30 protein-coding genes and 1 riboswitch are annotated in these 26,813 nt (G+C 66.4%); of the genes, 11 read left to right on the forward strand and 19 right to left on the reverse strand.

Features of this window, described 5'->3' with window-relative positions; all coding sequences use genetic code 11:
* The first annotated feature begins 21 nt into the window (after nucleotides 1-21).
* From tal to ACLF6L_RS12060, 5 genes are all read left to right on the forward strand, one after another.
* Nucleotides 22-1,146, forward strand: coding sequence for a transaldolase (gene tal, locus ACLF6L_RS12040; protein WP_238615779.1), 1,125 nt, complete (start codon nucleotides 22-24; stop codon nucleotides 1,144-1,146).
* A gap of 25 nt (nucleotides 1,147-1,171) precedes the next feature.
* Nucleotides 1,172-2,179, forward strand: a complete 1,008-nt coding sequence (gene glk, locus ACLF6L_RS12045) for a glucokinase (protein ID WP_412851752.1) — start codon at nucleotides 1,172-1,174, stop codon at nucleotides 2,177-2,179.
* Nucleotides 2,180-2,266: 87 nt separating this feature from the next.
* Nucleotides 2,267-2,650 (forward strand): Co2+/Mg2+ efflux protein ApaG, encoded by a 384-nt coding sequence (gene apaG / locus ACLF6L_RS12050; RefSeq protein ID WP_412851753.1) that lies wholly within the window; start codon nucleotides 2,267-2,269, stop codon nucleotides 2,648-2,650.
* A 122-nt stretch (nucleotides 2,651-2,772) separates the two neighbouring features.
* The gene (locus ACLF6L_RS12055; RefSeq protein WP_008931113.1) at nucleotides 2,773-3,372 is read left to right on the forward strand and encodes a class I SAM-dependent methyltransferase; all 600 of its coding nucleotides are present in this window, start codon (nucleotides 2,773-2,775) and stop codon (nucleotides 3,370-3,372) included.
* A gap of 9 nt (nucleotides 3,373-3,381) precedes the next feature.
* On the forward strand, nucleotides 3,382-4,221 hold the full coding sequence (locus ACLF6L_RS12060) for a symmetrical bis(5'-nucleosyl)-tetraphosphatase (RefSeq protein ID WP_412851754.1): 840 nt from the start codon (nucleotides 3,382-3,384) through the stop codon (nucleotides 4,219-4,221).
* 12 nt (nucleotides 4,222-4,233) lie between these two features.
* On the opposite strand, the gene ACLF6L_RS12065 is transcribed toward ACLF6L_RS12060, so the two are convergent.
* The 4 genes from ACLF6L_RS12065 to ACLF6L_RS12080 all read right to left on the reverse strand — a co-directional run bounded on the left by ACLF6L_RS12065 (nucleotide 4,234) and on the right by ACLF6L_RS12080 (nucleotide 7,297).
* A complete protein-coding gene (locus tag ACLF6L_RS12065) occupies nucleotides 4,234-4,773 on the reverse strand; it encodes a phosphatase PAP2 family protein (RefSeq protein ID WP_412851755.1) in 540 nt (179 codons plus the stop codon).
* A complete protein-coding gene (locus ACLF6L_RS12070; protein ID WP_412851756.1) occupies nucleotides 4,764-6,002 on the reverse strand; it encodes a glycosyltransferase family 4 protein in 1,239 nt (412 codons plus the stop codon). The genes ACLF6L_RS12065 and ACLF6L_RS12070 overlap by 10 nt, the downstream gene beginning before the upstream one ends.
* Before the next feature lie 331 nt (nucleotides 6,003-6,333).
* Nucleotides 6,334-7,104 carry a lysophospholipid acyltransferase family protein gene (locus tag ACLF6L_RS12075; RefSeq protein ID WP_412851757.1) on the reverse strand — a complete coding sequence of 257 codons (771 nt, stop codon included), beginning with the start codon at nucleotides 7,102-7,104 and terminating at the stop codon, nucleotides 6,334-6,336.
* Nucleotides 7,079-7,297 (reverse strand): hypothetical protein, encoded by a 219-nt coding sequence (locus ACLF6L_RS12080; protein WP_412851758.1) that lies wholly within the window; start codon nucleotides 7,295-7,297, stop codon nucleotides 7,079-7,081. The genes ACLF6L_RS12075 and ACLF6L_RS12080 overlap by 26 nt, the downstream gene beginning before the upstream one ends.
* A 121-nt stretch (nucleotides 7,298-7,418) precedes the next feature.
* Here ACLF6L_RS12080 and ACLF6L_RS12085 point away from each other — a divergent pair, with 121 nt between their 5' ends.
* Genes ACLF6L_RS12085 through ACLF6L_RS12105 form a run of 5 tightly spaced genes read left to right on the forward strand, consistent with a single transcriptional unit; the run spans nucleotide 7,419 to nucleotide 11,286 of the window.
* On the forward strand, nucleotides 7,419-7,898 hold the full coding sequence (locus ACLF6L_RS12085; protein WP_412851759.1) for a protease complex subunit PrcB family protein: 480 nt from the start codon (nucleotides 7,419-7,421) through the stop codon (nucleotides 7,896-7,898).
* 44 nt (nucleotides 7,899-7,942) lie between these two features.
* The gene (locus tag ACLF6L_RS12090) at nucleotides 7,943-9,145 is read left to right on the forward strand and encodes a class I SAM-dependent rRNA methyltransferase (RefSeq protein ID WP_412851760.1); all 1,203 of its coding nucleotides are present in this window, start codon (nucleotides 7,943-7,945) and stop codon (nucleotides 9,143-9,145) included.
* Nucleotides 9,146-9,165: 20 nt separating this feature from the next.
* The gene (lgt, locus tag ACLF6L_RS12095; protein WP_412851761.1) at nucleotides 9,166-9,963 is read left to right on the forward strand and encodes a prolipoprotein diacylglyceryl transferase; all 798 of its coding nucleotides are present in this window, start codon (nucleotides 9,166-9,168) and stop codon (nucleotides 9,961-9,963) included.
* A complete protein-coding gene (locus ACLF6L_RS12100) occupies nucleotides 9,956-10,789 on the forward strand; it encodes a thymidylate synthase (protein WP_412851762.1) in 834 nt (277 codons plus the stop codon). Before lgt ends, ACLF6L_RS12100 begins: the two co-directional genes overlap by 8 nt.
* Entirely contained in the window at nucleotides 10,786-11,286 is a 501-nt protein-coding gene (locus ACLF6L_RS12105) for a dihydrofolate reductase (protein WP_276315640.1), read from the forward strand. The genes ACLF6L_RS12100 and ACLF6L_RS12105 overlap by 4 nt, the downstream gene beginning before the upstream one ends.
* A gap of 4 nt (nucleotides 11,287-11,290) precedes the next feature.
* On the opposite strand, the gene znuB is transcribed toward ACLF6L_RS12105, so the two are convergent.
* The gene (gene znuB, locus ACLF6L_RS12110) at nucleotides 11,291-12,103 is read right to left on the reverse strand and encodes a zinc ABC transporter permease subunit ZnuB (RefSeq protein WP_090202843.1); all 813 of its coding nucleotides are present in this window, start codon (nucleotides 12,101-12,103) and stop codon (nucleotides 11,291-11,293) included.
* Entirely contained in the window at nucleotides 12,096-12,944 is an 849-nt protein-coding gene (gene znuC / locus ACLF6L_RS12115) for a zinc ABC transporter ATP-binding protein ZnuC (RefSeq protein ID WP_008931124.1), read from the reverse strand. The genes znuB and znuC overlap by 8 nt, the downstream gene beginning before the upstream one ends.
* A 97-nt stretch (nucleotides 12,945-13,041) precedes the next feature.
* Here znuC and znuA point away from each other — a divergent pair, with 97 nt between their 5' ends.
* Nucleotides 13,042-14,031, forward strand: a complete 990-nt coding sequence (znuA, locus tag ACLF6L_RS12120) for a zinc ABC transporter substrate-binding protein ZnuA (protein WP_412851763.1) — start codon at nucleotides 13,042-13,044, stop codon at nucleotides 14,029-14,031.
* Nucleotides 14,032-14,043: 12 nt separating this feature from the next.
* On the opposite strand, the gene ACLF6L_RS12125 is transcribed toward znuA, so the two are convergent.
* The 13 genes from ACLF6L_RS12125 to ACLF6L_RS12185 all read right to left on the reverse strand — a co-directional run bounded on the left by ACLF6L_RS12125 (nucleotide 14,044) and on the right by ACLF6L_RS12185 (nucleotide 26,715).
* Nucleotides 14,044-14,871 (reverse strand): UDP-2,3-diacylglucosamine diphosphatase, encoded by an 828-nt coding sequence (locus ACLF6L_RS12125; RefSeq protein WP_238615766.1) that lies wholly within the window; start codon nucleotides 14,869-14,871, stop codon nucleotides 14,044-14,046.
* A gap of 113 nt (nucleotides 14,872-14,984) precedes the next feature.
* A complete protein-coding gene (locus ACLF6L_RS12130; RefSeq protein WP_050814189.1) occupies nucleotides 14,985-15,500 on the reverse strand; it encodes a GlcG/HbpS family heme-binding protein in 516 nt (171 codons plus the stop codon).
* A 133-nt stretch (nucleotides 15,501-15,633) separates the two neighbouring features.
* Nucleotides 15,634-15,993: a diacylglycerol kinase gene (locus tag ACLF6L_RS12135; RefSeq protein WP_238615765.1), complete on the reverse strand. Its 360-nt coding sequence runs from the start codon at nucleotides 15,991-15,993 to the stop codon at nucleotides 15,634-15,636.
* Nucleotides 15,993-17,447, reverse strand: coding sequence for an aminomethyl-transferring glycine dehydrogenase subunit GcvPB (gcvPB, locus tag ACLF6L_RS12140; RefSeq protein WP_412851764.1), 1,455 nt, complete (start codon nucleotides 17,445-17,447; stop codon nucleotides 15,993-15,995). Before gcvPB ends, ACLF6L_RS12135 begins: the two co-directional genes overlap by 1 nt.
* A 311-nt stretch (nucleotides 17,448-17,758) precedes the next feature.
* Nucleotides 17,759-18,259, reverse strand: coding sequence for a thiol peroxidase (gene tpx, locus ACLF6L_RS12145; protein ID WP_412851765.1), 501 nt, complete (start codon nucleotides 18,257-18,259; stop codon nucleotides 17,759-17,761).
* A 127-nt stretch (nucleotides 18,260-18,386) separates the two neighbouring features.
* Nucleotides 18,387-19,754, reverse strand: coding sequence for an aminomethyl-transferring glycine dehydrogenase subunit GcvPA (gene gcvPA / locus ACLF6L_RS12150; protein ID WP_412851766.1), 1,368 nt, complete (start codon nucleotides 19,752-19,754; stop codon nucleotides 18,387-18,389).
* A gap of 47 nt (nucleotides 19,755-19,801) precedes the next feature.
* The gene (gcvH, locus tag ACLF6L_RS12155) at nucleotides 19,802-20,194 is read right to left on the reverse strand and encodes a glycine cleavage system protein GcvH (RefSeq protein WP_238615762.1); all 393 of its coding nucleotides are present in this window, start codon (nucleotides 20,192-20,194) and stop codon (nucleotides 19,802-19,804) included.
* Between the two features lie 69 nt (nucleotides 20,195-20,263).
* Nucleotides 20,264-21,370 (reverse strand): glycine cleavage system aminomethyltransferase GcvT, encoded by a 1,107-nt coding sequence (gene gcvT / locus ACLF6L_RS12160; protein WP_412851767.1) that lies wholly within the window; start codon nucleotides 21,368-21,370, stop codon nucleotides 20,264-20,266.
* Nucleotides 21,371-21,516: 146 nt separating this feature from the next.
* Nucleotides 21,517-21,608, reverse strand: a riboswitch (glycine riboswitch).
* 80 nt (nucleotides 21,609-21,688) lie between these two features.
* Nucleotides 21,689-22,294, reverse strand: a complete 606-nt coding sequence (locus tag ACLF6L_RS12165; protein ID WP_008931133.1) for a class I SAM-dependent methyltransferase — start codon at nucleotides 22,292-22,294, stop codon at nucleotides 21,689-21,691.
* A 66-nt stretch (nucleotides 22,295-22,360) separates the two neighbouring features.
* On the reverse strand, nucleotides 22,361-23,566 hold the full coding sequence (locus ACLF6L_RS12170; RefSeq protein ID WP_238615760.1) for a UbiH/UbiF/VisC/COQ6 family ubiquinone biosynthesis hydroxylase: 1,206 nt from the start codon (nucleotides 23,564-23,566) through the stop codon (nucleotides 22,361-22,363).
* A gap of 30 nt (nucleotides 23,567-23,596) precedes the next feature.
* Nucleotides 23,597-24,787 (reverse strand): 2-octaprenyl-6-methoxyphenyl hydroxylase, encoded by a 1,191-nt coding sequence (gene ubiH, locus ACLF6L_RS12175; RefSeq protein ID WP_412851768.1) that lies wholly within the window; start codon nucleotides 24,785-24,787, stop codon nucleotides 23,597-23,599.
* A 37-nt stretch (nucleotides 24,788-24,824) separates the two neighbouring features.
* Entirely contained in the window at nucleotides 24,825-26,129 is a 1,305-nt protein-coding gene (gene pepP, locus ACLF6L_RS12180; RefSeq protein WP_238615758.1) for a Xaa-Pro aminopeptidase, read from the reverse strand.
* A 37-nt stretch (nucleotides 26,130-26,166) separates the two neighbouring features.
* Nucleotides 26,167-26,715 (reverse strand): UPF0149 family protein, encoded by a 549-nt coding sequence (locus ACLF6L_RS12185; protein WP_008931137.1) that lies wholly within the window; start codon nucleotides 26,713-26,715, stop codon nucleotides 26,167-26,169.
* Nucleotides 26,716-26,813: the final 98 nt, after the last annotated feature.

Below are 26,813 nucleotides of genomic sequence, written 5' to 3' on the forward strand. Positions count from 1 at the left end.
TCCGCCATCGGCGAGGACACAATGGCAGAACACAATCCGCTGCTTCGCTTGAGAGAACTGGGCCAGAGCGTCTGGTACGACTACATCCGCAGTGACCTCATGGCCTCCGGGGAACTGGATCGCCTGATCCGGGAGGACGGCCTGGGCGGTCTGACCTCCAACCCCGCCATTTTCGACAAGGCCATCACCGGCAGTGATCTCTACGATACCGCGATCCGGGACTGCCTGACCCGGTCTCCGGACCTGACCACCCAGGCCCTGTTCTACCAGCTCGCCATCCGCGACCTCCGGGCAGCCGCCGACGCCTTTGCCCCGACCTATCACGACACCGACGGACGTGACGGTTTCGTCAGCCTGGAAGTCTCCCCGGAACTGGCCTTCGACACCGAGGGCACCGTGCGCGAGGCCCTGGAACTGGCCGCCCAGGTGGATCGGGCCAACCTCATGATCAAGGTGCCCGGCACCCTGCCCGGCCTGGCCGCCATCGAGCAGCTGACCGCCGCCGGCATCAACGTCAACGTCACCCTGCTGTTCTCCGTCACCCGCTATCAGGCGGTGCTGGAGGCCTTCCTCAAGGGACTGGAGACCCGCCTGGACCGGGGCGAGCCGGTGACCTCCATCGCCTCCGTGGCCAGCTTCTTCGTCAGTCGGGTGGATACGGCCCTGGACGCCCTGTTGGAAGAGCGCATCCGCGAGGGCCGTCCGGTGGAGCACATGCAGGGCCTGCTGGCCATCGCCAATGCCAGGCTGGCCTATGCCCACTTCCAGCAGGTCCGCGACAGTGAGCGCTGGCAACGGCTGGCCCGGGCCGGCGCCCGGCCCCAGCGACTGCTGTGGGCCAGCACCGGCACCAAGAACCCCGCCTACAGCGATGTCCTCTATGTGGACTCGCTGATCGGCCCCGACACGGTGAATACCCTGCCGCCGGCCACCTATGAGGCCTTCCGGGATCACGGCAATCCGGCCCTGACCCTGACCGAGGGACAGGAACAGGCCCGCGCCCTGATTCAGGGGCTGCCCGACCTGGGCATCGACCTGGAAAGCGTCACCGACCGTCTGGAAGCCGAGGGCGTCCAGGCCTTTGCCGATGCCTTTGCCCATCTGATCCAGGGCCTGGAAGACAAGCGCCGCCGCCTGGCGGCCTGAAGAGCCGTGGCCCAAGGAGACGATCGTGGACGTACTGGCGGGAGACATCGGGGGCACCAAGACCCTGCTCATGCTGGCCAAGGTGGAGGACGGTCGGCTGATCCCCGGGGAAATCCGGCGCTATGCCAGCGCCGACTACCCCGGCCTGGCCCCCATGGTCCGGACCTTTCTGACGGATACCGGCCATGGTACGCCGGTTGCCGCCGCCTTCGCCCTGGCCGGCCCGGTCGCACGCCGGGATGACGGCCAGCAGGCACGCCTCACCAACCTGCCCTGGCAGCTGGACTCCCGGCAACTGGCCCGGGACCTGGGTCTGCCCCGGGTCACCCTGGTCAACGACTTCGAGGGCATCGCCCACAGCCTGGACGACCTGCCCGCTGACAGCCTGCATGCACTACAGCAGGGGGAAAGGGATCCGGACGGGGTGCGCCTGGTGGTGGGTGCGGGCACGGGCCTGGGGGTCTGCATCGTCTGTCCCGGGCGGCCGCCGCGACTCATTCCCACCGAGGCGGGCCATGGCGAACTGGCGCCCGCCGACACGCGCCAGTCCCGCCTGTGGGCGGCCGTCACCCGGCGGGAAGGGCGATGCAGCCGGGAGCACCTGCTCAGCGGCCGGGGAATCGCCCGGATCGCCGATTTCCTCATCAGCGAAAGTCCCCAAAGGCCGGGCAAGGCCCTGGCCGAGGCCATGGCACAGCCGGACCCGGCCCCCGAACTCACCCGGCTCGCCCTGGCGGGCGGCGACCCCCTGGCCGTGGAAACCCTGTCCCTGTTCTGCAGCCTTTACGGCGGCCAGGCGGGCGATCTGGCCCTGGGCTGCCTGCCCTTCGGCGGGGTCTATGTCGCCGGCGGCATTGCCCCGCGCATCCTGCCCCTGCTGGATGCCGGAGGCTTCGTGGAGGCCTTCCGCCGCAAGCCGCCCATGACCCACCTGCTGGAAAGGATGCCGATCCAGGTCATTACCGATCCCCGCTCGGGACTGCTGGGCGCCGCCCGGCTGGCGGCCTCGCAGATCCCCCGGGACCGCGGCTGAAATCCGTTCCGGGCTACAACTTCCCACGCCGATCCGGCAAGATACAGGCTCTTGCCCGGGCTCCCGCCGGGCCATCGGAGACAGCCCATGTCGGAAAGCGGCGACCACCATATCCAGGTCCAGGTCAACTGCAGTTACGTGGAATCCCAGTCCGACCCCATGCACGGCCGCTTTGTGTTTGCCTACACGGTCACCCTGCGCAATCTGGGCAAGCAGGGAGCGAGACTCGTCAGTCGCCACTGGATCATCCATGACTCCAACGGCAAGGTGCAGGAAGTCCGGGGCGAAGGCGTGGTGGGCGAGCAACCCCACCTGGATCCCGGCCAGGGCTTTCAATACACCAGCGGTGCCATGATCGAAACCCCGGTGGGTACCATGCACGGGACCTACCAGATGGTCGCCGACGACGGCACCCGGTTCGAGGCCGTCATTCCCACGTTCACCCTGTCCGTGCCCAGGGTGCTGCACTGAATAAATCCGACCTGGATCAAGCCTGCAAACCCCTACTTTAGACAGGGGCATGGTCACTGACTACAATCGTGAGCACTGGAAAATAACGATACAAGACTCATCCACAACCACGGGCTAACCTCATGCGCATCCCTTATACCCTCTGGGCACCCATCTACGATCGACTGATTGAAAAACCTTCAACAGGCGTCAGACAGCGCAGCCTGGAACGGCTGGGCAACGTGGAAGGTCGATCCATCCTGCTGGCGGGCGTGGGCACCGGGCTGGATTTTCCCTTCCTGCCCCAGGGCGCCCATTACACCGGCGTGGACCTGACCCCGGCCATGCTCAAGAAGGCGACCGAACGCGCCCAGTCCCTGAACCTGGGCATCGAACTGCATGAAGGCGATGCCATGGCCCTGCCCTACGAGGATGCCCAGTTCGACGTGGTCGTCATGCACAACATCCTGGCCGTCGTCCCCAATGCCGGCAAGGCACTGACCGAGGCCACCCGCGTGCTCAAGCCCGGTGGCCGGATCCTGATCCTGGACAAGTTCCTCAAGCCCGGCGAAAGCGCTCCCTTCCGCCGCCTGCTGGGCCTGGTGTCCCAGTTCATGGCCACCCGCACCGACGTGGTGTTCGAGAACCTGATGAAGAAGCGCACCGACCTGACCCTGCTGGAAGACAGCCCGGCGATGCTGCGCGGCTGGTTCCGTCACATCCTGCTGGAAAAGAAGGCCTGACCCCGCCTCATGGCACTGTATGCCGTCGGCGACCTGCAGGGCTGCCTTGACCCGCTGAAACAGCTCCTGGACCGGGTCCGTTTCGACCCGGCCCGGGATCGGCTGTGGCTGGTGGGGGATCTGGTCAATCGGGGGCCGGACTCCCTGGGCTGCCTGCGGTTCGTGCAGTCCCTGGGAGAGGCGGCGGTGACGGTGCTGGGCAACCACGATCTGCATTTGCTGGCCATCCACGCCGGTCTGCACAAACCCCGGCGCCGGGATACCGTCCAGCCCATCCTGGACAGCCCGGACCGGGACGCACTCATGGACTGGCTGCGTCGGCAGCCGGTGCTGCACCATGATGCCCTGGTCGGCTGGACCATGGTCCATGCCGGCCTGCCCCCCCAGTGGGACCTGGCCACGGCCCTGGCCTGCGCGGACGAACTGCACCGGGTACTGCGCGGCCCCGACTACCGCACCCTGCTGCAGCGGATGTACGGTGACCAGCCCGACCGCTGGGACCCGGCCCTGTCCGGCTGGTCCCGCCTGCGCTTCATCACCAACTGTTTCACCCGCCTGCGCTACTGCACCCGGGACGGCACCCTGGACATGGATCACAAGGGGGCACCGGGCACCCAGCCTTCCGGCCTGCTGCCCTGGTTCCAGGTACCGGGCCGGGCCAGCGCCGACCTGAAGCTGGTGGTGGGTCACTGGTCCACCATCGGCTGCCGTTATGAACAGCAGGTCCTCACCCTGGACACCGGCTGCGTCTGGGGCGGGCGGATGACCCTGGCCCGTCTGGATACCCCCACACCGGACATCGTCCAGCAGGCCTGCCGGGCCCACCGAACCCCCTCCCCGATCATCTGATCCATCGCAGGCTTACAGGGGCACCGCACCCCCCATCCCCCACAGACTGATCAGGGCCACCGTCGCACCGATGGCGGCACCGGCCAGCACGTCGGTGGGATAATGCAGCCCCAGCACCAGGCGGGACAGGGCCACCATCAGGGTGAAGGGCAACACCAGCCAGGCCCAGACCGGCAACCAGGCCAGCAGCACCACGGTGAAGGCCACCGCATGCAGGGTATGACCGGAGGGGAAGCTGAACCGGTCCAGCGGCGCCATGTGCAGGCTGATGTCGGTGCTATGCCGGAACGGCCTGTCCCGCCCCGTGGTCGCCTTCAGAAACTTGTAGATGGGCAGGCACAAAAGCCCCACCAAGGCCATGTGCAGACTCACATGGAGGGCCTGCATGCCGTGGATCAGGGGCAGGCAAACCATCAGGGTATACCAGAAGATCCCGTCCCCCAGCCGACTGATCCCCGCAAATATCCGGTTGATGAGCCACCGGTGTCCCATGCGGTTGAAGGCCAGGCATACCGGAATCTCCGCCTCGGTCACTCGTTGCATCAGTCCCATGTTGACCTCTCTTGAGCACACTCGAAAAACAGCGCTTCCAGCCGATCATGGATACAGCGCCAGTCCAACGACTCGGCCACGGATCGGGCCTGTTGGCCCAGGCCCCGGATCCGCGCGGGATCGGTGATCAGCTCCCGTGCCAGACCAACGAACCGATCCCGGTCCCCCAGGGGCGGCAACAATCCGCTCTCACCGTGGCGCAGATGCTCCCGCGGCGCCGCATAATCGAAGGCCACCACCGCCAGTCCCGAGGCCATGGCCTCCAGGACCACGTTGCCGAAGGTGTCGGAGGTGGAGGGAAACAGAAAGATATCGCCGCTGGCGTAGTGACGGGCCAGGTCTTCCCCGGTCCGGGACCCCACCAGGATCAGGTCCGGATGCAGGCGCCCCAGCTCCCCGGCCTCGGGGCCGTCACCCACCAAGATGAAGCGCGCCCGGGGCTGATGGGACTGCATGGCCCGAAAGGCCTCCACCGCCAGGGAAAGATTCTTCTCCGCCGCCAGGCGCCCCACATGGATCACTGCCGGATCCCCCTCCTCCAACCCCCACTCCCGGCGTAGCGCCGGATCCCGACGAGCGGGATTGAAAAGCGCCGTATCCACTCCCCGGGCCAGTACCCGGCAATTCAGATATCCCTGCGCCGTGAGATGGGCACGCAATGACTCGGTCGGCACCAGGGTGCAGTGGGTACGGTTATGGAAGCGGCGGAGAAAATGGCCGATGGCGGGTTCCAGAAACCCCACCCCGTAATAGCGGCTGTAACTGTGGAAGTTGGTATGAAATCCGCTGATCACCGGGATATTCAGGCGGCGGGCGGCGGCCACCGCCGAGCCTCCCAGGGGGCCCTCCGTGGCCACATAGATCACATCCGGTGGGTCCTCGCGCCAGACATCCAGGATCGCGCCGCGGGCGGGCAGGCCGAAATGCAATCCCTTGTAGCCGGGCACGGGAAGACCGGCCGTGGCCTGCTCCCGTAGCGCCCCCTGCCCGCCCCCGACATCATGCCGGTGCTGGCGAGGCCGGATGAGATGGACCTGATGTCCCCGTGCCAGCATGCCCTGCACCATGTGATGCAGGGTGTGGGCGACGCCATTGATTTCCGGGGGATAGGTCTCGGTCACCACGGCGATGCGCAGCCGGGGCACCTCATCGTCATCGGGTGGGTCCTGGAAACCCTCGGCGAAAATCCGGTCCCAGTGCGGGGATGAGGCGCGCCCGGCGGCGTTCATAGAACCTCCGCAAGGAAACCCGCGATTTCAATCGCGGGAGGAATTGCGGTTGGGCGAAGCGCACCCTGTGGTAAAATCAAGCCACTTGCATTCAAGTCGCTGTGCATGGCTCCCAATCCAATGGTGCGCACCAGGGTTCCCGGTGGCCGGCATCCCAGGTTACCGCAAAGCGGTGGGAGTACAGGATCTGTAGCCGCTCTCCACCGAGGCGCCAATATCGGCGGATTGGCGAGACTGCCGTCTCGCCAAGGGCTGCTGTAAACCGGCCTAATGTCGGGGATAGGCATTGTCTCGTCCTACGATAAAACCTGCGACTTCAGTCGCGGGTTGTTTACGAGGGGGAATCTCCTTCAATGGGTGGCGGAAGGCTGTCATGGAACGCCTCCCTGACGGCCTCTTCGGCCGCCCGGGACAAGCCGCGACGATCCGTGCCGTCGACAGGGATCGGCGGCATGAAACTGAGCGCCACGTCGACCCGCGGCATGGCCAGCAGGCGCAGGGCATGAGTGAGGAAATTCTGGTTATCCACGAAGGCCGCGGCATCATCCACCGGAGGCAGGTAGCGGATGGACACCGGCTGTACCGGACAGCCCGCGCTCTGGGCCGCCTGGAACAGCCGGGGATGAAAGCGTCGCACCTCCTTGCCCAGGGTGGTCGTCCCTTCCGGAAACACATGCACCGAGTGGCCGCCACCCAGATGCCCGGCCATCTGATCAGACACCTGGGAGGCGGCGCCGTTGACGCCGCGATGGATGAAGAGGGTGCCGTTACGCCCGGACAGCCAGCCGATCAGCGGCCAGCGCCGCACCTCCGACTTGGACAGGAAACCCACCGGGGCATACGCCCCCAGCACCGGGATGTCCAGCCAGGAGATGTGATTGGAAACGGACAGCACCGGTCCGTCGGAGGGTTGGCCGCGCACATGGATACGGACGCCGAAAAGACGACAGAAAACCCGGTACCACCACTGAATGACGCGCCGGAACCGCTGATCGGGCATCCCGGCCTCGTTGGGCCGTCCCAGCAGCAGGGTCAGGATCACGGCAATGAACAGGTGGAGGACCAAGGGGATCAGCCTATAGATGCATCTGAAGGTTTTCATGACATTCCGCGGTTAAGGGTGTCCGCAGAAAATGCCGCTGGTAGCGGGCGGGCACAAGCCCCGCATCCAGAAAAATGAACACGTCATCATCACTGGCGGCCAGGGACACGCTCAGCCCTGGGCGTGATACATTCCAGTCATTGGTCACGAGCGTGTCGGCGGTCTGCATGGCCTTGCGGTTCTCCATCGTCATGCGGCCATGCTAGGCGGCCCGCCTTTCAGGGATGTGAAGACACGGTGACGATTCCGTGACCCGGACAGGGCACGCAACCCAGGGGATAACGCGGATGGCCGTGGAGAAGAAAACCTGCCTCATGATCCTCCTCACCCTGCCGTTCTGGATCACGGCAACCGGCTGCCGTGCCCCGTGCATCCAGGGATCAATGGAGGTCGCCGCCGTGCGGGTACTGGCTGCCGGTACCCATTGCGGCCACGACGACCCCGCCCCGCGTGTCCGGATGGCCGATACCCTGGCCGACCTGGAGCGACTGCTGGCCGACACCGGCCTCGGACTGGCCGGCTCGCAACCCGATCCGGCCCGGGAACGGTTCATCCTGGTTCATCAGGGGCTTCGGCCCACCCTGGGCTATCGCTTGGAACTGGCCGGGGATCATGCCCGGCTGGAAGGGGAAACATGGGTCATCCGTGTCATCCACCATGAACCACCCCCGGATGCCGTCACCGCCCAGGCCCTGAGCAGTCCCTGCCTGCTGCTGGGCATGGAACGGACGCAAGACCGGCCGGTTCGCGTCGAGGACCAGGACGGCAATCCCATGCACGGCCCGTCGAAGTGAAGTCCGCGGACAACGGCTATAATGGGCGTTTTGCCGGAGTCCCCATGGAAACCCTCGACTACGTCCCCCTGCGCCTGAAGAAAAACGAAGAACGGCGCCTGCTGGCCGGCCACGCCTGGATCTTCAGCAATGAAGTGGACGTGGAGGCCACCCCCATCCGCCCCCTGGAACCGGGCCAGCCGGTGACCCTCCAGGACAGCCGGGGGCGCACCCTGGGCACGGGCTACGCCAACCCCAATTCCCTCATCTGTGCCCGCCTGGTGACCCGGGACGCGGATCACCCTTTCGGCCCCTCCCTGCTGGTCCACCGCCTCAAGGTGGCCCTATCCCTGCGGGAGCGTTTGTTCGAGGAACCCTTCTACCGACTGGTTCACGGCGAGAGCGACGGCCTGCCGGGTCTGGTGGTGGACCGCTACGGCGACGTGCTGGTGGCCCAGATCACCACCGCCGGCATGGAACGCCTGCGGGATGCCCTGCTGAGCGCCTTCGAGAAGGTGCTGCGCCCGAGCGCCGTGCTCTGGCGCAACGACAGCCCGGTGCGCAGCCTGGAAGGCCTGGACCTCTATGTGCAGCCCGCCACCGGTCCCATCCCGGAGACCGTGGAGATCACCGAAAACGGCGCCCGCTTCCAGGTCCCCCTGCTGGCGGGCCAGAAGACCGGCTGGTTCTATGACCAACGGGACAACCGGGTCTGGCTGCGGCGCCTCTCCACCGGGGCTCGGGTGCTGGACCTGTTCAGTTACGCGGGGGGCTGGGGCATCCAGGCGGCCATGCACGGGGCTGAACAGGTCACCTGCGTGGACGCCTCCGCCGATGCCGTCGCCCAGGTGGAAGCCAATGCCCGCCTGAACCGGGTGGATGACCGGGTGCAGGCCCTGGCGGGAGATGCCTTCGAGGTGCTGCGCCGACTGCGGGAGGAACGGGCCCGTTTCGATCTGATCATCGTCGACCCGCCGGCCTTCATCAAACGCCGCAAGGACCTCAAGGAAGGGACCGCCGCCTACCGGCGCATCAACCAGATGGCCCTGCAGGTCCTGGCCCGGGACGGCTTTCTCATCGCCTGTTCCTGCTCCCAGCACATGGCGGCCGATGCCCTGGAAAAACAGGTTCATGCCGCCGCCCGCCACGTGGACCGACAGATGCAGATCCTGTCCCGCGGCGGTCAGGCCAGTGATCACCCCATCCACCCGGCCATGCCGGAGACGGCCTATCTCAAGGCGATCCTCTGTCGCTGTATCGGACAATAACCACAGGTTAGAATCCACCGATGACGCCTACACATCCCTTCATCGATCCCGTGGCCCTGAGCCTGGGTCCCCTGCAGATCCACTGGTACGGCCTCATGTACCTGCTGGGCTTTGCCGCCTTCTGGGCCCTGGGCTGGCTGCGGGCCGGCCAGCCCTGGAGCCCCCTGAACCGGGAGCAGGTCTCCGACCTGCTCTTCTACGGCGTCATCGGCGTGATCGTGGGGGGGCGACTGGGTTATGTCCTGTTCTACAACCTGGACGCCCTGGCCGGTGATCCGCTGATGCTCATCCGGCTCTGGGAAGGGGGCATGAGCTTCCACGGCGGTCTGATCGGGGTGCTGGTCACCTGCTGGCTCTATGCCCGCAAGCTGGGTTGCCGCTTTTTGCAACTCACCGACTTCGTCGCCCCCCTCATCCCCATCGGCCTGGGGGCCGGACGCATCGGCAACTGGATCAACGGCGAACTCTGGGGCAAACCCACGGACCTGCCCTGGGGCATGATCTTCCCGGCCGCGGACCTGCTGCCCCGTCACCCCACCCAGCTCTACCAGGCGGCCCTGGAGGGGCTGGCCCTGTTCCTGATCCTGTGGTTCTTCTCCCGACGCTGGCGACCGGTGGGGGCGGTGTCCGGCCTGTTCCTGGCGGGTTACGGGGTGTTCCGCTTCCTGGTGGAATTCTGGCGCCTGCCCGACGCCCACATCGGTTATCTGGCCTTCGGCTGGCTCACCCTGGGTCAACTCCTCACCCTGCCCATGATCCTGGCCGGCGTCATCCTGCTGGCCTGGGCCCGACGGCGGGAGAAAGCACGTCATGCATAGTTATCTTCAGCTCCTGCAACAACTGCTGGAACAGGGCACGGAGAAATCCGACCGCACCGGCACCGGCACCCGTTCCCTGTTCGGTCACCAGATGCGCTTCGACCTGGCCCGGGGCTTCCCCCTGGTGACCACCAAGAAGCTGCACCTGAAGTCCATCATCCACGAACTGCTCTGGTTCCTCAAAGGTGACACCTCCACCGCCTATCTGCAGGCCAACGGGGTGCGCATCTGGGATGAATGGGCCACGGCGGACGGCGATCTGGGGCCGGTCTACGGTCGGCAGTGGCGGTCCTGGCCCCTGCCCGGCGGCGGTCACGTGGATCAGATCAGCCAGGTGGTGGAACAGATCCGCACCCGGCCCGACTCCCGGCGCCTGATCGTCAGTGCCTGGAACGTGGCGGACCTGCCGGACGAGGGAGTCTCTCCTCAGGACAATGCCCGCGCCGGACGCATGGCCCTGGCACCCTGCCACTGTCTGTTCCAGTTTTACGTGGCCGACGGGCGGCTGTCCTGCCAGCTCTATCAGCGCAGCGCCGACATCTTCCTGGGGGTGCCGTTCAACATTGCCTCCTACGCCCTGCTCACCCTCATGGTGGCCCAGGTCACGGATCTGGAACCGGGGGAGTTCATCCATACCTTCGGTGACGTGCACCTGTATCTGAACCACCTGGATCAGGCCCGTGAGCAGCTGGCCCGCGAACCCTATCCCCTGCCCCGGATGGCGCTCAATCCGGCGGTGAAATCCCTGTTCGACTTCCGTTACGAGGACTTCACCCTGCTGGATTACCAGGCCCATCCCCACATCAAGGCCCCGGTGTCCGTATGACCGATTCCCAACCGCTGCTCACCGCCGTGGTCGCCATGGACCGCAACCGGCTCATCGGCGCCGACAACCGCCTGCCCTGGCACCTGCCGGCGGATCTTGCCCACTTCAAGCGTCTGACCATGGGCGGCTGCATGCTCATGGGGCGCAAGACCTTCGAGTCCATTGGTCGCCCGCTGCCGGGCCGACGCAGTCTGGTGATGACGAGGGATCCGGATTTCCAGGCCCCCGGCTGCACGGTGGTCCACGACCTGGACCAGGCCCTGGCGGCCGCCGGGGCGGTGGAGGAGATCTTCGTCATCGGCGGGGCGGACCTGTTCCGGCATCTTTTGCCGTTGTGCCGGCGGATGCACCTGACGGTGATCGAGCATGCCTTCGAGGGAGACACCTTCCTGCCCCAGCTCAACGAGACCTGGCAGGAAGTGGCCCGGGAAGCCCATGATGCCGATGACAAAAACCCCTATCCCTACACCTTCCTGACCCTGGAGCGCCGCCTCTAGCCGGCTAGGACGGCGTACGGAGCCGACGCAGCAGGGCAGCCCCCGGCAGACTGAAGATCACGGCAAACAGCAATGCCGCCGCCACCACGATGGAAGGTCCGGCGGGGGTATCCCAGGTCAGGGACCCCCACAAACCGCCGGCCACGGCCAGACAGCCGATCAGGGCCGCGAACAGGGCCATCCGCTCCGGCGTGGACGACAACCGCCGGGCCGCCGCCGCCGGAATGATCATCAACGAGGTGATCAGCAAAATGCCCACCACCTTCATGGCCACGGCAATGACCAGGGCCATGAGCAGCATGAAACCCATGCTCACCAGGGTCACCCTCACCCCCTCCACCCGGGCCAGATCCTCATGCACCGTGATCGCCAGCAGGGGTCGCCACAGGGCCGCCAGCATCCCCAGGGCCAGCACGCCACCGAGGAAGATCCATATCAGGTCCTCATGGGACACCGCCAGGATGTCGCCGAACAGGTAGGCCATCAGATCAATCCGGACCCCTTCCAGAAAGGCCACCGCCACCAATCCCAGGGACAGACTGCTGTGGGCCAGGATGCCCAGCAGGGTGTCCGTGGCCAGCCGTCGCTGCCGCTGCAGCAGCATGAGCACCAGGGCCAGGGTTACACAGAGGATGACCACTGTCAGATTCACGTTCAGACCGATGAGAAAACCCAGGGCGACTCCCAACAGGGCGGAATGGGCCAGGGTATCGCCGAAATAGGCCATCCGGCGCCAGACCACGAAGGAACCCAGCGGCCCCGCCACCAGGGCCACGGCCATGCCGCCGAGCAAGGCCCGGACAATGAAATCATCCATGGTGCCGATGGGCCTCCGACCCGGGGCAGCCGCGCCCGGGCGGCCCTTCCCCCTCAAACGCCACCACGTCGCCGTGCAGATCATGGCGGTGATCGTGATGATGGGTGTACAGGGCCATGCCCGCCGGCATGGTCTTGCCGAACAGTTTGAGATAGGCGGGATCGCGGCTCACCACGTCCGGCTTGCCGGTACAGCACACATGCTGATTCAGGCAGATCACCGAATCGGCGGCGGCCATGACCAGGTGCAATTCGTGGGACACCATCAGCACCCCGCAGCCGTAGCGGTCGCGCAGGCGGGCGATGAGCTGGAACACCTCCCCCTGCCCGGCCACGTCAACCCCCTGGGCGGGCTCATCCAGCACCAGGAGATGGGGTTCCCGCAACAGGGCGCGGGCCAGCAGGATACGCTGCATCTCCCCGCCGGACACCGACTGTACGGGCTGTTCCAGCAGATGGGCGCAGCCCACTTCCGCCAGCACCCGGGCCAGTCGGTCCCTGGGGAAGCGCCCCCCCAGCCCAAGGAAGCGACGCACGGTGATGGGCAGGATCTCATCCACCTGGATGCGCTGGGGCATGTAGCCGATACGCAGCCCCGGCCGGCGCAGGACCTGGCCGCCGGTGGGTGAGAGCAGCCCCAGCAACACCTTGAGCAAGGTGGTCTTGCCGGCGCCGTTGGGACCGATGAGGGTGACGATCCGGCCGGCTTCCACCGCCATGTCCACCCCGTCCAGAATGCGCCGCCCCCCCGCCACCAGACCCACCTGCCGCGCCGCCACCAGGGCGCCGCGAGCCGGCACGGCATCATCACGGGATCGGATCAGACGGGACAGAGGGAACATGGCAACCGGACTCGGCGCAGAGAAAGGATGGAAGTGTTTTCCGGGAAGATTGTTATAGTATTACATAACCCACATCAACCATGGAGTCCATTCACCCATGCGCAGCCGCCGATTGCTTGCGGGCCTCACGGCCCTGGTACTGGTCATGCTCCTGCCGACGGTATTGCAGGCAGCCCCTCGGGTCGTGGTCAGCATACCCCCGATCCACAATCTGGTCAGCGGGATCATGGAAGGCGTGGCAGAGCCGGTGCTGCTGGTGCCCGGCGGGGCCTCTCCTCATGACTACGCCCTGCGTCCTTCGGACATGCGGCATCTGCAGTCGGCCCAGGTGGTGATCTGGGTGGGCCGCGACCTGGAAGGTTTTCTGGAGCGGCCTCTGGCCAGACTGCCGGAATCCGTGACAAAAGTCACCCTGCTCAAGGACGCCGACCTGGTGCGTCATGAACTACGGGAGGGAGGCATCTGGGATCGTCATGACCACGGCCACGGTCATGACCACAACCATGGTCACAGCCATAGCCATAGCCATAGCCATAGCCATAGTCACAGCCATGGTCACGATCATCACCATGACGTGGACAGCCATGTCTGGTTATCGCCCGAGAACGCGGCCCGTATCGTCCGCCATGTGGCCGACGTCCTGGCCGACAAGGACCCCGACCATGCTGACCGCTACGGGGAAAACCGGGATCGCATCCTGGCCCGCCTGGAGACTCTGGATGCCACGCTTCAGGCCCGGCTGGAGCCGGTGCGGGGACATCCCTTCATCGTGTTCCACGATGCCTATCAGTACTTTGAAAGACACTTCGGCCTGACCCCGGCGGGTTCGGTGACGGTGGATCCGTCCCGCCCGGCGGGTGCGCGCCGGATCCAGGAGATCCGTCAGCGGATTCAGGATTCCGATGCCATCTGCGTCTTCAGCGAACCCCAGTTCCGGCCGGCCATCGTGGAAACCCTGATCGACGGCACCGGGGCACGCACCGGCGTGCTGGATCCGCTGGGCGCGGACCTGCCGGCGGGCGTGGAAAGCTATTTCCACCTGCTGGAAAACCTGGGGCAGAGCCTGGTGGACTGCCTGAGTCGCTAAGCAACCCGGTCTTCAGGGGACGGCGACACCGATCCGGGCCGCCAGCGGCAGATCCGCCGCGGCGGCCTTGGACGGCACCGGGTGGATGACCTCGGTGCGGATATGGTCCGACCAGTGCAGCAGATGCAGATTGCCCTGGAAATCCTCGGTCAGGGCGGTGCAATGCTCCACCCAGTCGCCGTCGTTGCAGTAGAGCACCCCGTCGATGGACTCGATACCGGCCTTGTGGATGTGGCCGCAGATATAGCCATCGTAATCGCGATGCACCGCCTCGCGGGCCGCGGCCTCCTCGAAGTGACGCATGTAGCGCCGGGCCCTGGTCACCCGGTTCTTCACATGGGCGGACAGGGACCAGTAGGGATGCCCCATGTATCCCCGCCAGCGATTGTAATGCCGGTTCAGTCGCAGCAATACCTGATAGGCGCCGTCCCCCAGGGTCTTCACCAGCCGGTTGTGCCTGACCAGGGCATCGAACTCATCCCCGTGGCTGACCAGGAAGCGACGACCGTCGGCAGTCAGATGCTCCGCTTCCAGACGCACCTGGATGCCCTGGAATTCCGTCCCGGCAAAGACGCGCAGGGCGCCGTCATGGTTGCCCGGGATATAGATCACCCGGGTGCCCGCGTGGGCCTTGTCCAGGATCGCCTGGATCACGGCACTGTGCTCGGCGCTCCAGTACACCCGGCGGCGCATGCTCCACAGGTCGAAAATGTCTCCGACCAGATAGAGATGATCGCAGTGGGAGGATTCCAGAAAATCCAGCAGGTACTCGGCGCGACACTCCCGGGTACCCAGGTGGACGTCGGAAATGAAGATGCTGCGGCATTCGATGGCGGCCATGGCGGTGCTGTCCCCTGTTCGACACAGGGGACAGGGTGACCCGGCCGGATGACAGGACGATCACGGCACGGTGAAGGAAACATGGCACGGTGACTACGTGACCGGCCCCGGGCTCAGGGCTGGACCATTTCCAGATCCATCCGGATCTCGTCCAGCCCCTTGCGGGCGCACATCTCGTCGGTCTCCCCGGACGGGGCGCCGCTCACGCCGATGCCGCCGATGATCCGGCCCGCCGCATGGATCGGCAGTCCGCCGGCGGAGAACACCACACCGTCCACCTTGCCCACCTGGAAGGGCTTGGTAAAGCGGTCCTCCATCTCCGACAGGGGGCCATTGAAGGACATGGCCGTATAGGCCTTCTGTCGGCTGATCTCCAGGGTGAGATCCACCGCCAGGGTATCCCGCAGGACCACCTGGGTGTTGCCGCCACGGTCCACCACCGTGACCGCCACGTTGACGCCCGCCTCGCGGCAGGCCTCCAGGGTGGCCCAGGCCAGCCGCGAGGCGGTATCCAGGGTCATGACCTTGATGTTCATGGTCACCGGGGCCTCATCGGCCTGAAGGGGGGCGGCAACCAGGCCGAGGGTCAGGGCGGTGGCGGCCAGGGTGGCGGGCAGTTTCATCGACATCGGCTTTCACTCCATGGTGGTGGCAAGGACCGGCGGGGCCGGTCGGATGCCGGCCCCTTGTTGTGATGTCCTTGAGTGTAGACCCGAACGGCGGGAAATACCCAGTCGCCGGCAGACCGGCTCCCGTGGAGGCTTACAGGAGTACCAGCAGCCACACCACCACGGCATGGAGGATGGACAACAGCACCGCCGCCGACCCCATGTCCTTGGCCCGGGCCGAAAGATCATGGTAATCCCGACCGATGCGGTCGATGGCCGCCTCGATCCCGGAATTCAGCAACTCCACGATGAGGATCAGGAACAGGCTGCCGATCAGCAAGGCCCGCTCCACGCCGTTGTCCCCCAGCCACAGGGCCAGGGGCACCAGGACGATCATCGCCAGCAACTCCTGACGAAAGGCGGCCTCGTGGCGGAAGGTGCTGCGCAGCCCCTTCCAGGAATATCCGGCCGCCTTGATGATCCGGGTCAGGCCCCGGTTGCCGCTGTAGGCCATCAGCCGGCCTCGGGTTGCCAGGCCACATCCAGTTCCCTGGCGGCCCGTACCTCGTCAAAACGCCGGTTGGGCTGGGTATAGGGGGCACCCTTCACCTTCTCGGGCTCGGCTGCCGCCTCTTCCAGGATCTTCGCCATGGCCTCCACGTAGGCGTCCAGGGTCTCCTTGCTTTCGGTCTCGGTGGGCTCGATCAACAGGCACTCGGGCACCAGCAGGGGGAAATAGGTGGTGGGCGCATGGAAGCCGTAGTCCAGCAGACGCTTGGCCACGTCCATGGCGGTCACGCCCTGCGCCTTGGCCTGACGTCGCAGGGTGACGATGAACTCGTGGGTGGCACGACGTTCCGGGAAGGCCAGGTCATAGCCCAGTGACCGCAAACGGGCCATCACGTAGTTGGCGTTCAGGGTGGAGTAGTCCGCCACCTTGGGCATGCCCTCCCGACCCAGCAGACGCATGTAGACGTAGGCCCGCAGCAGCACCCCGGCATTGCCGGCGAAGGCGGACAGGCGGCCGATGCTCTGGGGCAGGTCCCGCTCCGTGAGCCAGCGATAGCGTTCCCCTTCCCGGCCCACCACCGGGATGGGCAGGAAGGGCTTGAGCCGCTCGCTCACACCCACCGCGCCGGCGCCGGGACCACCGCCCCCATGGGGGGTGGAGAAGGTCTTGTGCAGGTTCATGTGGATGACGTCGAAGCCCATGTCGCCGGGACGCACCTTGCCCAGAATGGCGTTCAGGTTGGCGCCGTCGTAGTACAGCAGGCCACCGGCGTCATGGACCACCTTGGCAATCTCGTGAATGCGGCGCTCGAACACCCCCAGGGTGGACGGGTTGGTGAGCATGATCCCCGCGGTGGCGGGCCCCACGGCGGCCTTGAGGGCCTCCATGTCCACGTCGCCGGAGGCGTCGGTGGGGATCTCGCGCACGGCGTAGCCGCACATGGTGGCGGTGGCCGGGTTGGTGCCGTGGGCGGCGTCGGGGACCAGGATCTCGGTCCGACCTTCATCCCCACGGGCCTTGTGATAGGCGTGGATCATGGCCACCCCGGCGAACTCGCCCTGGGCCCCGGCCATGGGGGTCAGGGACACAGCCTGCATGCCGGTGACGTCCTTGAGCATCTCCTGCAGTTCGAACATGCAGGACAAAAAGCCCTGACTCACCGACTCGGGGGCGTGAGGATGGCGACGCAGGAAGCCCGGCAGCATGGCCAGGCTGTTGCACACCCTGGGGTTGTACTTCATGGTGCAGGACCCCAGGGGATAGAAATGGGTGTCGATGGAGAAGTTCTTCTGGGACAGGCGGGTGTAGTGACGCACCACGTCCAGTTCGGACACCTCCGGCAGCGGCGCCGGACGACGGCGCCGGAAGCGCTCGGGCAGCGCGGCGACATCCGCGCGACCGGCCGGGGCCTGGCTGGGGGTCCGGCGACCGGGACGGGAACGTTCAAAGATCAGCATTGCCTGGCTCCTGCAAAGACATTCGATATGAGTTCAAAATTCCTTCCCCCGGGAAAACCGCCGACGGCCACCGTCTGCAGAGCACGCGTCGACAGCCCCTCCCCGAGGGAAGTTAAAAAAAGCCGATTGCCGTCATTCCCGCAAAGGCCCCCTTGGTCGTCACTCCCGCGAAAGTTCCCTTAGCCGACACTCCCGCGAAAGCGGGAGCCCAGGGGGGGCACCTCGCCACTGGATTCCCGCTTGCGCGGGAATGACGGGGGCAGACGCGGCAATCGCGGGTACACACGCGGGAATCACCGGCCCGGGACGGATCAGCCCAGTTTCGCGTAAGCCGCGTCGTAATCCGGTTCCTGGGCGATCTCGGGCACCAGCTCGGCGTGGACCACGTGATCATGGGTGTCCAGCACCAGCAGGGCCCGGGCGGTGATGCCCGCCAGGGGACCGTCCACGATCAACACGCCGTAATCCTTGGCAAAGTTGCGGGACCGCATCATGGACAGGGTCTTCACCTTGTCCACGTCCTCGGCACCGCAGAAACGACCCTGGGCAAAGGGCAGGTCCGCGGAGACCACCAGCACCACCACGTCATCACGATCGGCCACCCAGTCGTTGAATTTCTTGGTGGACAGGGCACAAACCCCGGTATCCAGGCTGGGGACCATGTAGAGGATCTTCTTCTTGCCGCCGAAGTCGCTCAAGTTGACATCGTTGAGTTCCTTGTCCACCAGGGTGAACGCGGGGGCGACACTGCCTACCTTCGGCAGATCACCGCAGGTATTGATGGGATTGCCTTGCAGGGTAATTCGGGCCATCGTTTTGACTCCTCGTGCTGGTTGGTCACATGACTGGATTCCCGCTTTCGCGGGAATGACTGCTTTGGAACATCCAGAGTGTAGCTGCCCGACATCGACATCCGGTGAATTCCGGGCCGATGCCGAATCAGCCCGCCAGGTCCGCCCGCGCCTGCTCCAGCACCGCCACATAGCGATCCAGGTCCGCCGCGGTCTTGGTCTCGGTGACACAGACCAGGATGGCATCGGACAGTTCGGGATAGTCACGCCCCAGGGCATGACCACCGAGCACGCCGGCCGCCGCCATGCGCTCCAGCAGGGCTTCGCCGTCCACGCCCACCCGCAACACGAACTCGTGGAAGCGCTCGTCGGTGAACGGGATTTCGAAGCCCCGCTCCCTGAGTCGAGCCACCAGCGACCCACAACCCTCGACGCAGGCCCCGGCCACCCGCTCCAGCCCTTCCGGACCCAGCAGGGCCATGTGGATGGTGGCGGCGGTCACCACCAGTCCCTGGTTGGTGCAGATGTTGGAAGTGGCCTTGGAACGGCGGATATGCTGTTCACGGGCCTGGAGGGTGAGCACGAAACCAGGGCGGCCGTCCGCATCCACGGTGCGGCCGACAATACGACCGGGCATCTGGCGCACGTGCTCCTTGCGGCAGCACAAAAAGCCGAAGTAAGGCCCGCCGGAGGACAGGGGCGCCCCCAGGGGCTGACCATCACCCACCGCCATGTCCACGCCCTGACGTCCCCACGCCCCGGGCGGGGTGAGCAGGGCCAGACTGACGGGATTGACCACGCCGATGGCCTGGGCGCCGTTGGCATGGGCCCAGTCGGTGAGGGCATCCACCTCTTCCAGCACACCGAAGAAGTTGGGCTGGGGAATCACCAGGGCGGTGATGTCCTCACCGGCAAAGGCCTCCAGGGCGGCCGGGTCGACCCGACCGGTGACCGGATCGAACGGGACATCCACGATCTCGATGCCCTGACTGGCCACGATGCTACGGGTCACGCTGCGGTAGGCCGGGTGCACCGTCAGGGGCATGAGCACCCGCTGGCTCTTCGAGCGGCGGTTGGCGCGCACGGCCATGAGCACCGCCTCGGACAGGGCGGAGGCACCGTCATACAGGGAGGCGTTGGAAATGGGCAGCCCCGTCAGGCCGGCCATCATGGACTGATATTCGTAGATGACCTGCAGGGTGCCCTGGCTGGCCTCGGCCTGGTAAGGGGTGTAGGCACTGTAGAACTCGCCCCGGGTGACGATCTGCCAGACCGCCGCCGGGATGTGATGTTCGTAGGCACCGGCGCCGATGAAGTTCAGACCCATGACATCCTGGGCGGCCCGCGCCTCCATGAGCCGGGTGATCTCCATCTCGCCGACGGCCGGCGGGATGGCGTTGAGTCCGTCCACCCGCAGGGCGGCGGGGATCTCGTCGAACAGTGTCTCGATGCTGTCGGCACCGATGGCCGCCAGCATCTCGCGCACGTCGGTGTCGGTGTGGGGAATGAAGGGCATGGTGATTCCGCTGCTGTCTGGGTGAAGGGGATCAGGGAAGGCCTGGATCAGCCTTCCGCTTCCAGGTGGGCGGCGTAGGCGTCGGCGTCCATGAGGGCTTCCACGGCAACGGCATCGGTAGGCTTGATGCGGAAAATCCAGCCATCACCATAGGCGTCGCCATTGACCAGTTCGGGGCTGTCGGCGAGTTGTTCATTGACGGCCACCACTTCACCGGCAACGGGGGCGTAGACGTCGGAAGCGGCCTTGACGGACTCCACCACGGCACAGGCACCGCCGGCATCCAGGTGGGCACCCACTTCCGGGGTTTCCACGAACACCAGATCACCCAGCAGTTCCTGGGCATGGTCGGAGATGCCGATGGTGAGGGTGCCGTCGGCTTCCTTGCGGACCCACTCGTGGGACGGGGCGTATCTGAGTTCTGCGGGGATGTTGCTCATGGGGACTCCTGATGAAGGGTTCGGGGGTTCGGAAAAATTGGGTTCGGGTTCGACGGAACACCGTCGGGATCAAAGATCGATCAGGGCCTTGCCGTGGCGCACGAACGGCGGCTTGACCACCTTCGCCGGGACCAGCTTGCCACGGATGTCCACCGTCACCCGCTCGCCGGCATCCGCCGGGATCCGGGCCAGGGCGATGGACACGCCCAGGGTGGGGGAAAAGCTGCCGCTGGTGGTCTCGCCCTGCCCGGCCTCGCCGGCGCTGACGCTCATGTGGCCACGCAGGACGCCCCGCCCTTCCAGCACCAGCCCCACCAGGCGCCGGTGCGCGCCGTCGGCCTGCTGCCGCTCCAGGGCCTGACGGCCGATGAAATCCCGGTCGGCGGGCGTCCAGGCCACGGTCCAGCCCAGGCCGGACTCCAGGGGACTGATCTGCTCGTCCATGTCGGTGCCGTAGAGATTCATGCCGGCTTCCAGGCGCAGGGTATCCCGGGCGCCCAGACCGATGGGACGCACACCGGCCACGGCCAGGGCCTGCCAGAAGCTCAGGGTGGCGGTCGCGGGCAGGATGACTTCAAAGCCGTCCTCGCCGGTGTAGCCGGTCCGGGCCACGAACCAGTCCCCGTCTTCCGTGGCGGTAAAGGGAGTCAGGGCCTCGGCCGGCGCCCGCAGGGACTCCGGCAGCAGGGGCAGGCACAGATCTCGGGCCGCCGGTCCCTGCACGGCGATCATGTCCAGATCGTCCCGCTCGCGGATCTCCACCGGGGCAAGGGTGCCGGAGAGCCTGGCGGCCACGTCGCGCATCCAGGCCAGGTCCTTGTCCCGGGTGGCGGCATTGACCACGACCCGGTAGCCGTCGGCGCGACGATAGGTGATGAGATCGTCCAGCACGCCCCCTTCCGGATTGAGCATGCAGCTGTAGAGGGCGCGTCCGGCGGCCTTGAGCTTGTCCACGTCATTGGCCAGCAGGTGGCGCAGGTAATCGCGGGCACCGGGGCCGTCCACGTCGACCACGGTCATGTGGGAGACATCGAACATGCCGGCCTGGCGGCGCACGGCGTGATGCTCGTCGATCTGGGAACCGTAGTGAACGGGCATGGACCAGCCGGCAAAATCCACCATGCGGGCACCAGCGGCCTCGTGGGTGGCGTGCAATGTGGTGCGGCGTAATGTCATCTTCGACTCCCGGTCAAAATGAAAAAGGGGCGGCCGACACCCTGTCTCGGGTATCGGCCGCCCCTCTGTCCTGAAACCTGAGAGATTAAACCCGTGCCGGGTTATCCCCTTCGGTGGGTCTGTCGGACCACTCTCCAGAGTCGATATCGGGCAGCGCGGTCCTTTTGCCTGAGCGTTTCCGGGCGGAAGTTGCGCCTTCGGCGCCTCCGGTGAGGGAGGTCTCTCCCACGCTGCCGAGGATGCCGGGGGGCATCCCTATCAAGGGGTGAACTATACCCCAGGCGTGCCGGAACCGGAACTGCCTTTTCGGCCCCTGTGTCAGACATCCGGTCGCCGGATCAGGGCGCGGGTCACCGCCGCGCGGCCCCGATGCCCCGGCCCCTCGTCCAGTTCGACGGCCAACTCCGCCAGTTCCATGAACTCGCCGCCGACAAAATCCTCCCGCAGCATCACCCCGTTGTAGAGCATGCCCGGGTCTCGGGGACCGCCGCTGTGATAATCCATCTGCTCCGGGTGAAAGGCCTCCATCAGCAACAGGCCACCGGGCTTGAGGGCCTCCAGCATGGCCTGATGCACCTGGCGCCGCTGGGTCGGGGGCAGGTGCAGATAGATGGAAATGATGTGGTCGTACCGCGCCCTGGGCCACTTCCAGCCCACCAGATCGGCCCAGATCGTCTCCAGGGTCACCCCCTGGTGCTGGGCCAGGGCCTGGGCCTTGGCCAGGGCCTGCTGGGAAAAATCCACCGCCGTCACCGACAGCCCCCGACCGGCCAGCCAGACCCCGTTGCGCCCTTCCCCATCCCCCACGGCCAGCACGCTCTGGCCCGGCTGGTAGAGGGGGTGATGGGCCAGCAAATAGGCATTGGGCGCGGTGCCGTAGACATACTCCGTTCCCGAATAGCGGTTATCCCAGAATTCTCTCATGGCAGCACGCCCCTGAAGGTTGAAACAGCAAAACGGATGCTCGCGATCGGTCCACCGTAGGGTAGCCTAACCAGGCGAGTACGGCAGGTCCGGTGAATCCAGCCCCAGGGCCCGTCTGGCCAAGGTCCTTTTCAGCGGGCCGGCGCGATCCGCCAGCATCAGGCCCAGATTCCGCCCCAGGGCCAGCGGCGGCAGCGCGCTGCCGAAGCCGTAGCGGAAGCACTCCATGGCACGCATCATGATGACATTGTCTCCCCGCCGGGCGCGCTCGTAACGACGCAGCACGCGGAATTCCCCCGGATCCCCCACCGCTCCATGCAGCAGCACCCCGGCCAGGGCCCGGGCATCCTGGAACCCCAGATTCACCCCCTGTCCGGCCAGGGGATGAATGGTGTGGGCCGCATCCCCCACCAGTGCCAGCCGGGGACGCACATAGTGACGGGCCTGGGAGCCCCGCAGCGGAAAGGCCGCCCGCTGACTGCTCTCCACCACCGCCCCCAGACGATGGTCCAAACCTTCCGCCAAGGCCTCGCGGAAGGCGACGTCATCCAGATCCCGCAACTGCTCGGCCCGTTCATCATCGGCCGACCAGACGACGGAGCAGCGGCCGTCCGACAGGGGCAGGAAGGCCAGCGGGCCGGTGGGCAGGAAACGCTGCCAGGCGGTCTCCTGATGGGGTAAGGCGGTGCGCACCGTGGCCACCAGGGCCTGCTGACCGTAGCGCCGACTGTCCAGATCGATCCCTGCCATCTCGCGGATGCGGGAGCGGGCGCCGTCGGCGCCCACCACCAGCGATGTCGTGATCCGGGCCCCGCTCTCCAGCGTCACCCGGGCCTCACGGGCACCGATGTCCAGGAGGGTCACGGCATCCGGGCAGAATCGGGTCACCCCCGGCGCCGCGTCCAGGGCATCCCAGAGTGCGCGCTGAACCACCCGGTTCTCGATGATGTGTCCCAGATCCGGCTCCCCCAGCTCCCGGGCCTCGAAACGGATGCAGCCACTGCCGCCCGCATCCCAGACCTCCATGGCCTGATAGGGGCTGATCCGCATGGCCCGCATCCCTTCCCACACTCCCAGCGCCCGGAACAGGCGCTGGGAGGCGCGATTGATGGCGGATACCCGCAGGTCATGCCCGCTGTCCGGGACAAAGGGGGGCGGTGGGCGCAGTTCCACCAGGGCCACGGCAAGACCGCCGCGGGCCAGGCTCAGGGCCAGGGCGGCTCCCACCATGCCGCCGCCGGCGATGAGGACGTCACAGGAGGTTGCCGACATGGAGGCTCCTTGTTCATCGGTTCCGGACATCTACAATCCCATCCCCGCCCGCGCCACCCCGTGCCGCAGCGGGCCGCACAGGTTCAGGGCCACCAGGGCCGCTCCCCGGACATGCCCGAACCCCGGCGTGGTGAAGAGCCGGGCCAGGGCATCGGTCACGCCCGTCACCCGGTCCAGGTCCGGCCGGCGTCGGACGGCATAGCGCTGCAACAACCCCGCGTCACCGGGGTCCGAGGCCTCCCGTCCGGCCCGGCACAGCAGATCCGCCAGGGTATCCACGTCCCGCAGTGCCAGATTGAAGCCCTGACCGGCCACGGGGTGGATGGTGTGGGAAGCATTGCCCACCAACACCAGCCGGGTGTCCGTATCCCGGACGGCACGCACCCGGGTCAGGGGATAGGCAACCCGCGCGCCCACCCGGCGCAGGCGTCCGAGGCGATGACCGAAACGGTCCTGAAGGATCCGCAGAAAATGCCCGTCATCCCAGGCCAGCGTCTCATCGAGCCGATGGACCGGACGGACCCAGACCAGGGCGCAGCGGGGACTGCCGTCCTCGGCGGGCGCCAGGGGCAGCAGGGCCACCGGCCCCTCGTCGGTGAAACGCTCGAAGGCCGTTCCCCGATGATCCAGCTCGGTGGAGAGATTGGCGATGATGCCCACCTGACCATAGTCACTCTCGTGGATGTCGATGCCGGCCAGGTTGCGAACCACGGACCGGGTGCCGTCCGCGCCCACCAGCAGGCGGGTCCGTATCGGCACGAGGGCCTGATCCAGACGGATCTGTACCCCCAGATGGTCGTCATGGCCGGTGTATCCGGTCACCCGCGCCGGCGTCATCAGGGTGACGGGCGCCGCGGCCAGGGCCGTCTGCAGGACCTGCCCCAGCACCCGGTTGACGATCACGTAACCCAGTGCCTCCACGCCTTCTTCCCGGTGGTCCAGGCGCACGTTGCCGAAATACCCCCGCTGGGAGACGTGGATGCGACGGATCGGTTCGGCATGGGGCGCCAGATCCGCCCACAGGCCCAGACGCTCCAGGATACATCGGGAACCCCAGGACAGGGCCGTGGCCCGCTCGTCATAACTGGGTTGCACCGGAGCGCCGGGAGGCTGCGCCTCGATGATGCCCACCCGGTAACCGCTGTCCGCCAGGCCCAGCCCCAGGGTGGCGCCCACCATGCCGCCGCCGGCGATCAGGATATCGAAATCGCTGTTCTGCACCGCGTCCTCCGCGTGCCGATCCCGGCACCCGATTATTTCAGTTGCCTGAACCCACCAGGGCCTGAACCTCGTCGACGCCCTTGGGGCAATCTTCGGTGAGGACCTGATGCCCGGCCCGGGTCACCGCCACGTCATCCTCGATGCGGATGCCGATATTACGGAATGGCTTGGGCACGCCCTTCTCCGTGGCCGGCAGGTACAGGCCCGGCTCGATGGTCATCACCATGCCCGGCTCCAGCAAACGCCAGGCCTCGCCCACCTTGTAGTCCCCCACGTCATGCACGTCCAGCCCCAGCCAGTGGCCGGTGCGGTGCATGTAGAAGCGACGATAGGCGCCGTCCTTGATCAGGCGGGAAGGCCGCCCCTTGAGCAATCCCAGGTGCACCAGCCCCTTGGTAAGCACCTTGACCGCCGCCCCATGGGGATCATCCCAGTGATTGCCGGGGACCACCTGGGCGATGGCCGCCGCCTGGGCCTCCAGCACCACCTCGTAGACCTGACGCTGATGCTCGGTGAAGCGTCCGTTCACCGGAAAGGTGCGGGTGATGTCCGCCGCATAACCCTGGTACTCGCAGCCGGCGTCGATCAGGACCAGATCACCGTCCCTGAGCCGCTCGTTGTTTTCGGTGTAGTGCAGGATGCAGCCGTTGACACCGCCGCCCACGATGGAGGCGTAGGCGGGTTCGGTCCCCGCCCGGCGGAACTCGTACAGCAGCTCCGCTTCCAGCTGATACTCCCACAGCCCCGGCCGGCAGGCGGCCATGGCGCGCTGATGGGCACGACTGGTGACCCGGGCGGCCTCCTTCATGGCCTTGAGTTCGGTGGCCGACTTGAACAGGCGCATGTCATGGAGCAGGTATTCCAGAGCCACGAACTCATGGGGGGGGTGGACGCCGGTGCGGGCCCGTTCACGGATGCCGTTGACCCAGTCGATCAACTTGCGGTCGAACTCCGGATGGCGACCCAAAGTGGTGTAGACCCGCTCACGGTTCTCCAGCAGCCCGGGCAGGATCTCGCCGATGTCGCCGATGGGGAAGGAATCGTCGGCACCGAAGCGCTCCACCGCCCCTTCCTGTCCGGCCCGGCGGCCATGCCAGGTCTCCTTTTCCTTGTCCCGTTCCCGGCAGAACAGGATGTACTCCCCCTGGGGTCGGCCGGGCACCAGCACCGCCACCGCCTCCGGCTCGGTAAAGCCGGTGAGATAGAGAAAATCGCTGTCCTGACGGTAGGGATATTCCACGTCATGATTGCGCACCCGGACCGGTGCGGCGGGGATGACGGCGATGCCGCCCTCCCCCATGGCACGCATGAGCTGGCGACGGCGACGGGCGAATTCTTTCATGGCGATGGCTTTGGGTTCCGGGTCATCAACAGGGGGGTCACTGCAGGCGGGAGGGGCCCTTGAGGGGCTGCAGTTCCTCGCTCACCAGCAGCACGCCCACCCGCACGTATTCCAGGATCTCCACATAGGCGGTCTCGCTGGCCTCGTCGTCGTCCACCTCGAAACCGGCGCCGGCAATATCGGAAAGATCCTTGAGGATTTCCGCCGAATCGGCGGGCAGCTTGGCCGGGTCGGTGACGCCGGCCACCGCCAGGCCATAGAGGAAGCCCTGGCACCAGTGCCCCAGGGCGTCCACCCGGGTGGAAAGGGCATCGTCCTCGTCCGGCAACAGCATCTGGAACCCGAGCAGGGCATCGGCCAGTTGGGTGCGGGTTTCGGCAAAGACTTCATCCAGCAGGCGCCGAGCCTCCCCTTCCGGCGGCGGCGTCTCGCCGGCCTCGGGAAAGATCTCCTGCAGCCAGCGCACCTCGCCGGACCCCAGATTGGCACTGAGCATGCCGCAGAGCGTGCCGTGGGCCTCGGCGGCATCGGCCGTGGCGCCCGCCCCCCGCAGGGCATCCTGTAAGGCTTGATAATCGGGCATCATGGGGCAAGGCTCTCCAGTCGTGGTGGCCGGACCTCCGGGGCCGGGATCCGATACATGGACGCAGTCTAGCAAGCCCGACGGCGCCAGCACCATGCCGC

Origin of the sequence: Ectothiorhodospira shaposhnikovii (genome assembly GCF_047222355.1) — a bacterium.
In the GTDB taxonomy this organism is placed as follows: domain Bacteria; phylum Pseudomonadota; class Gammaproteobacteria; order Ectothiorhodospirales; family Ectothiorhodospiraceae; genus Ectothiorhodospira.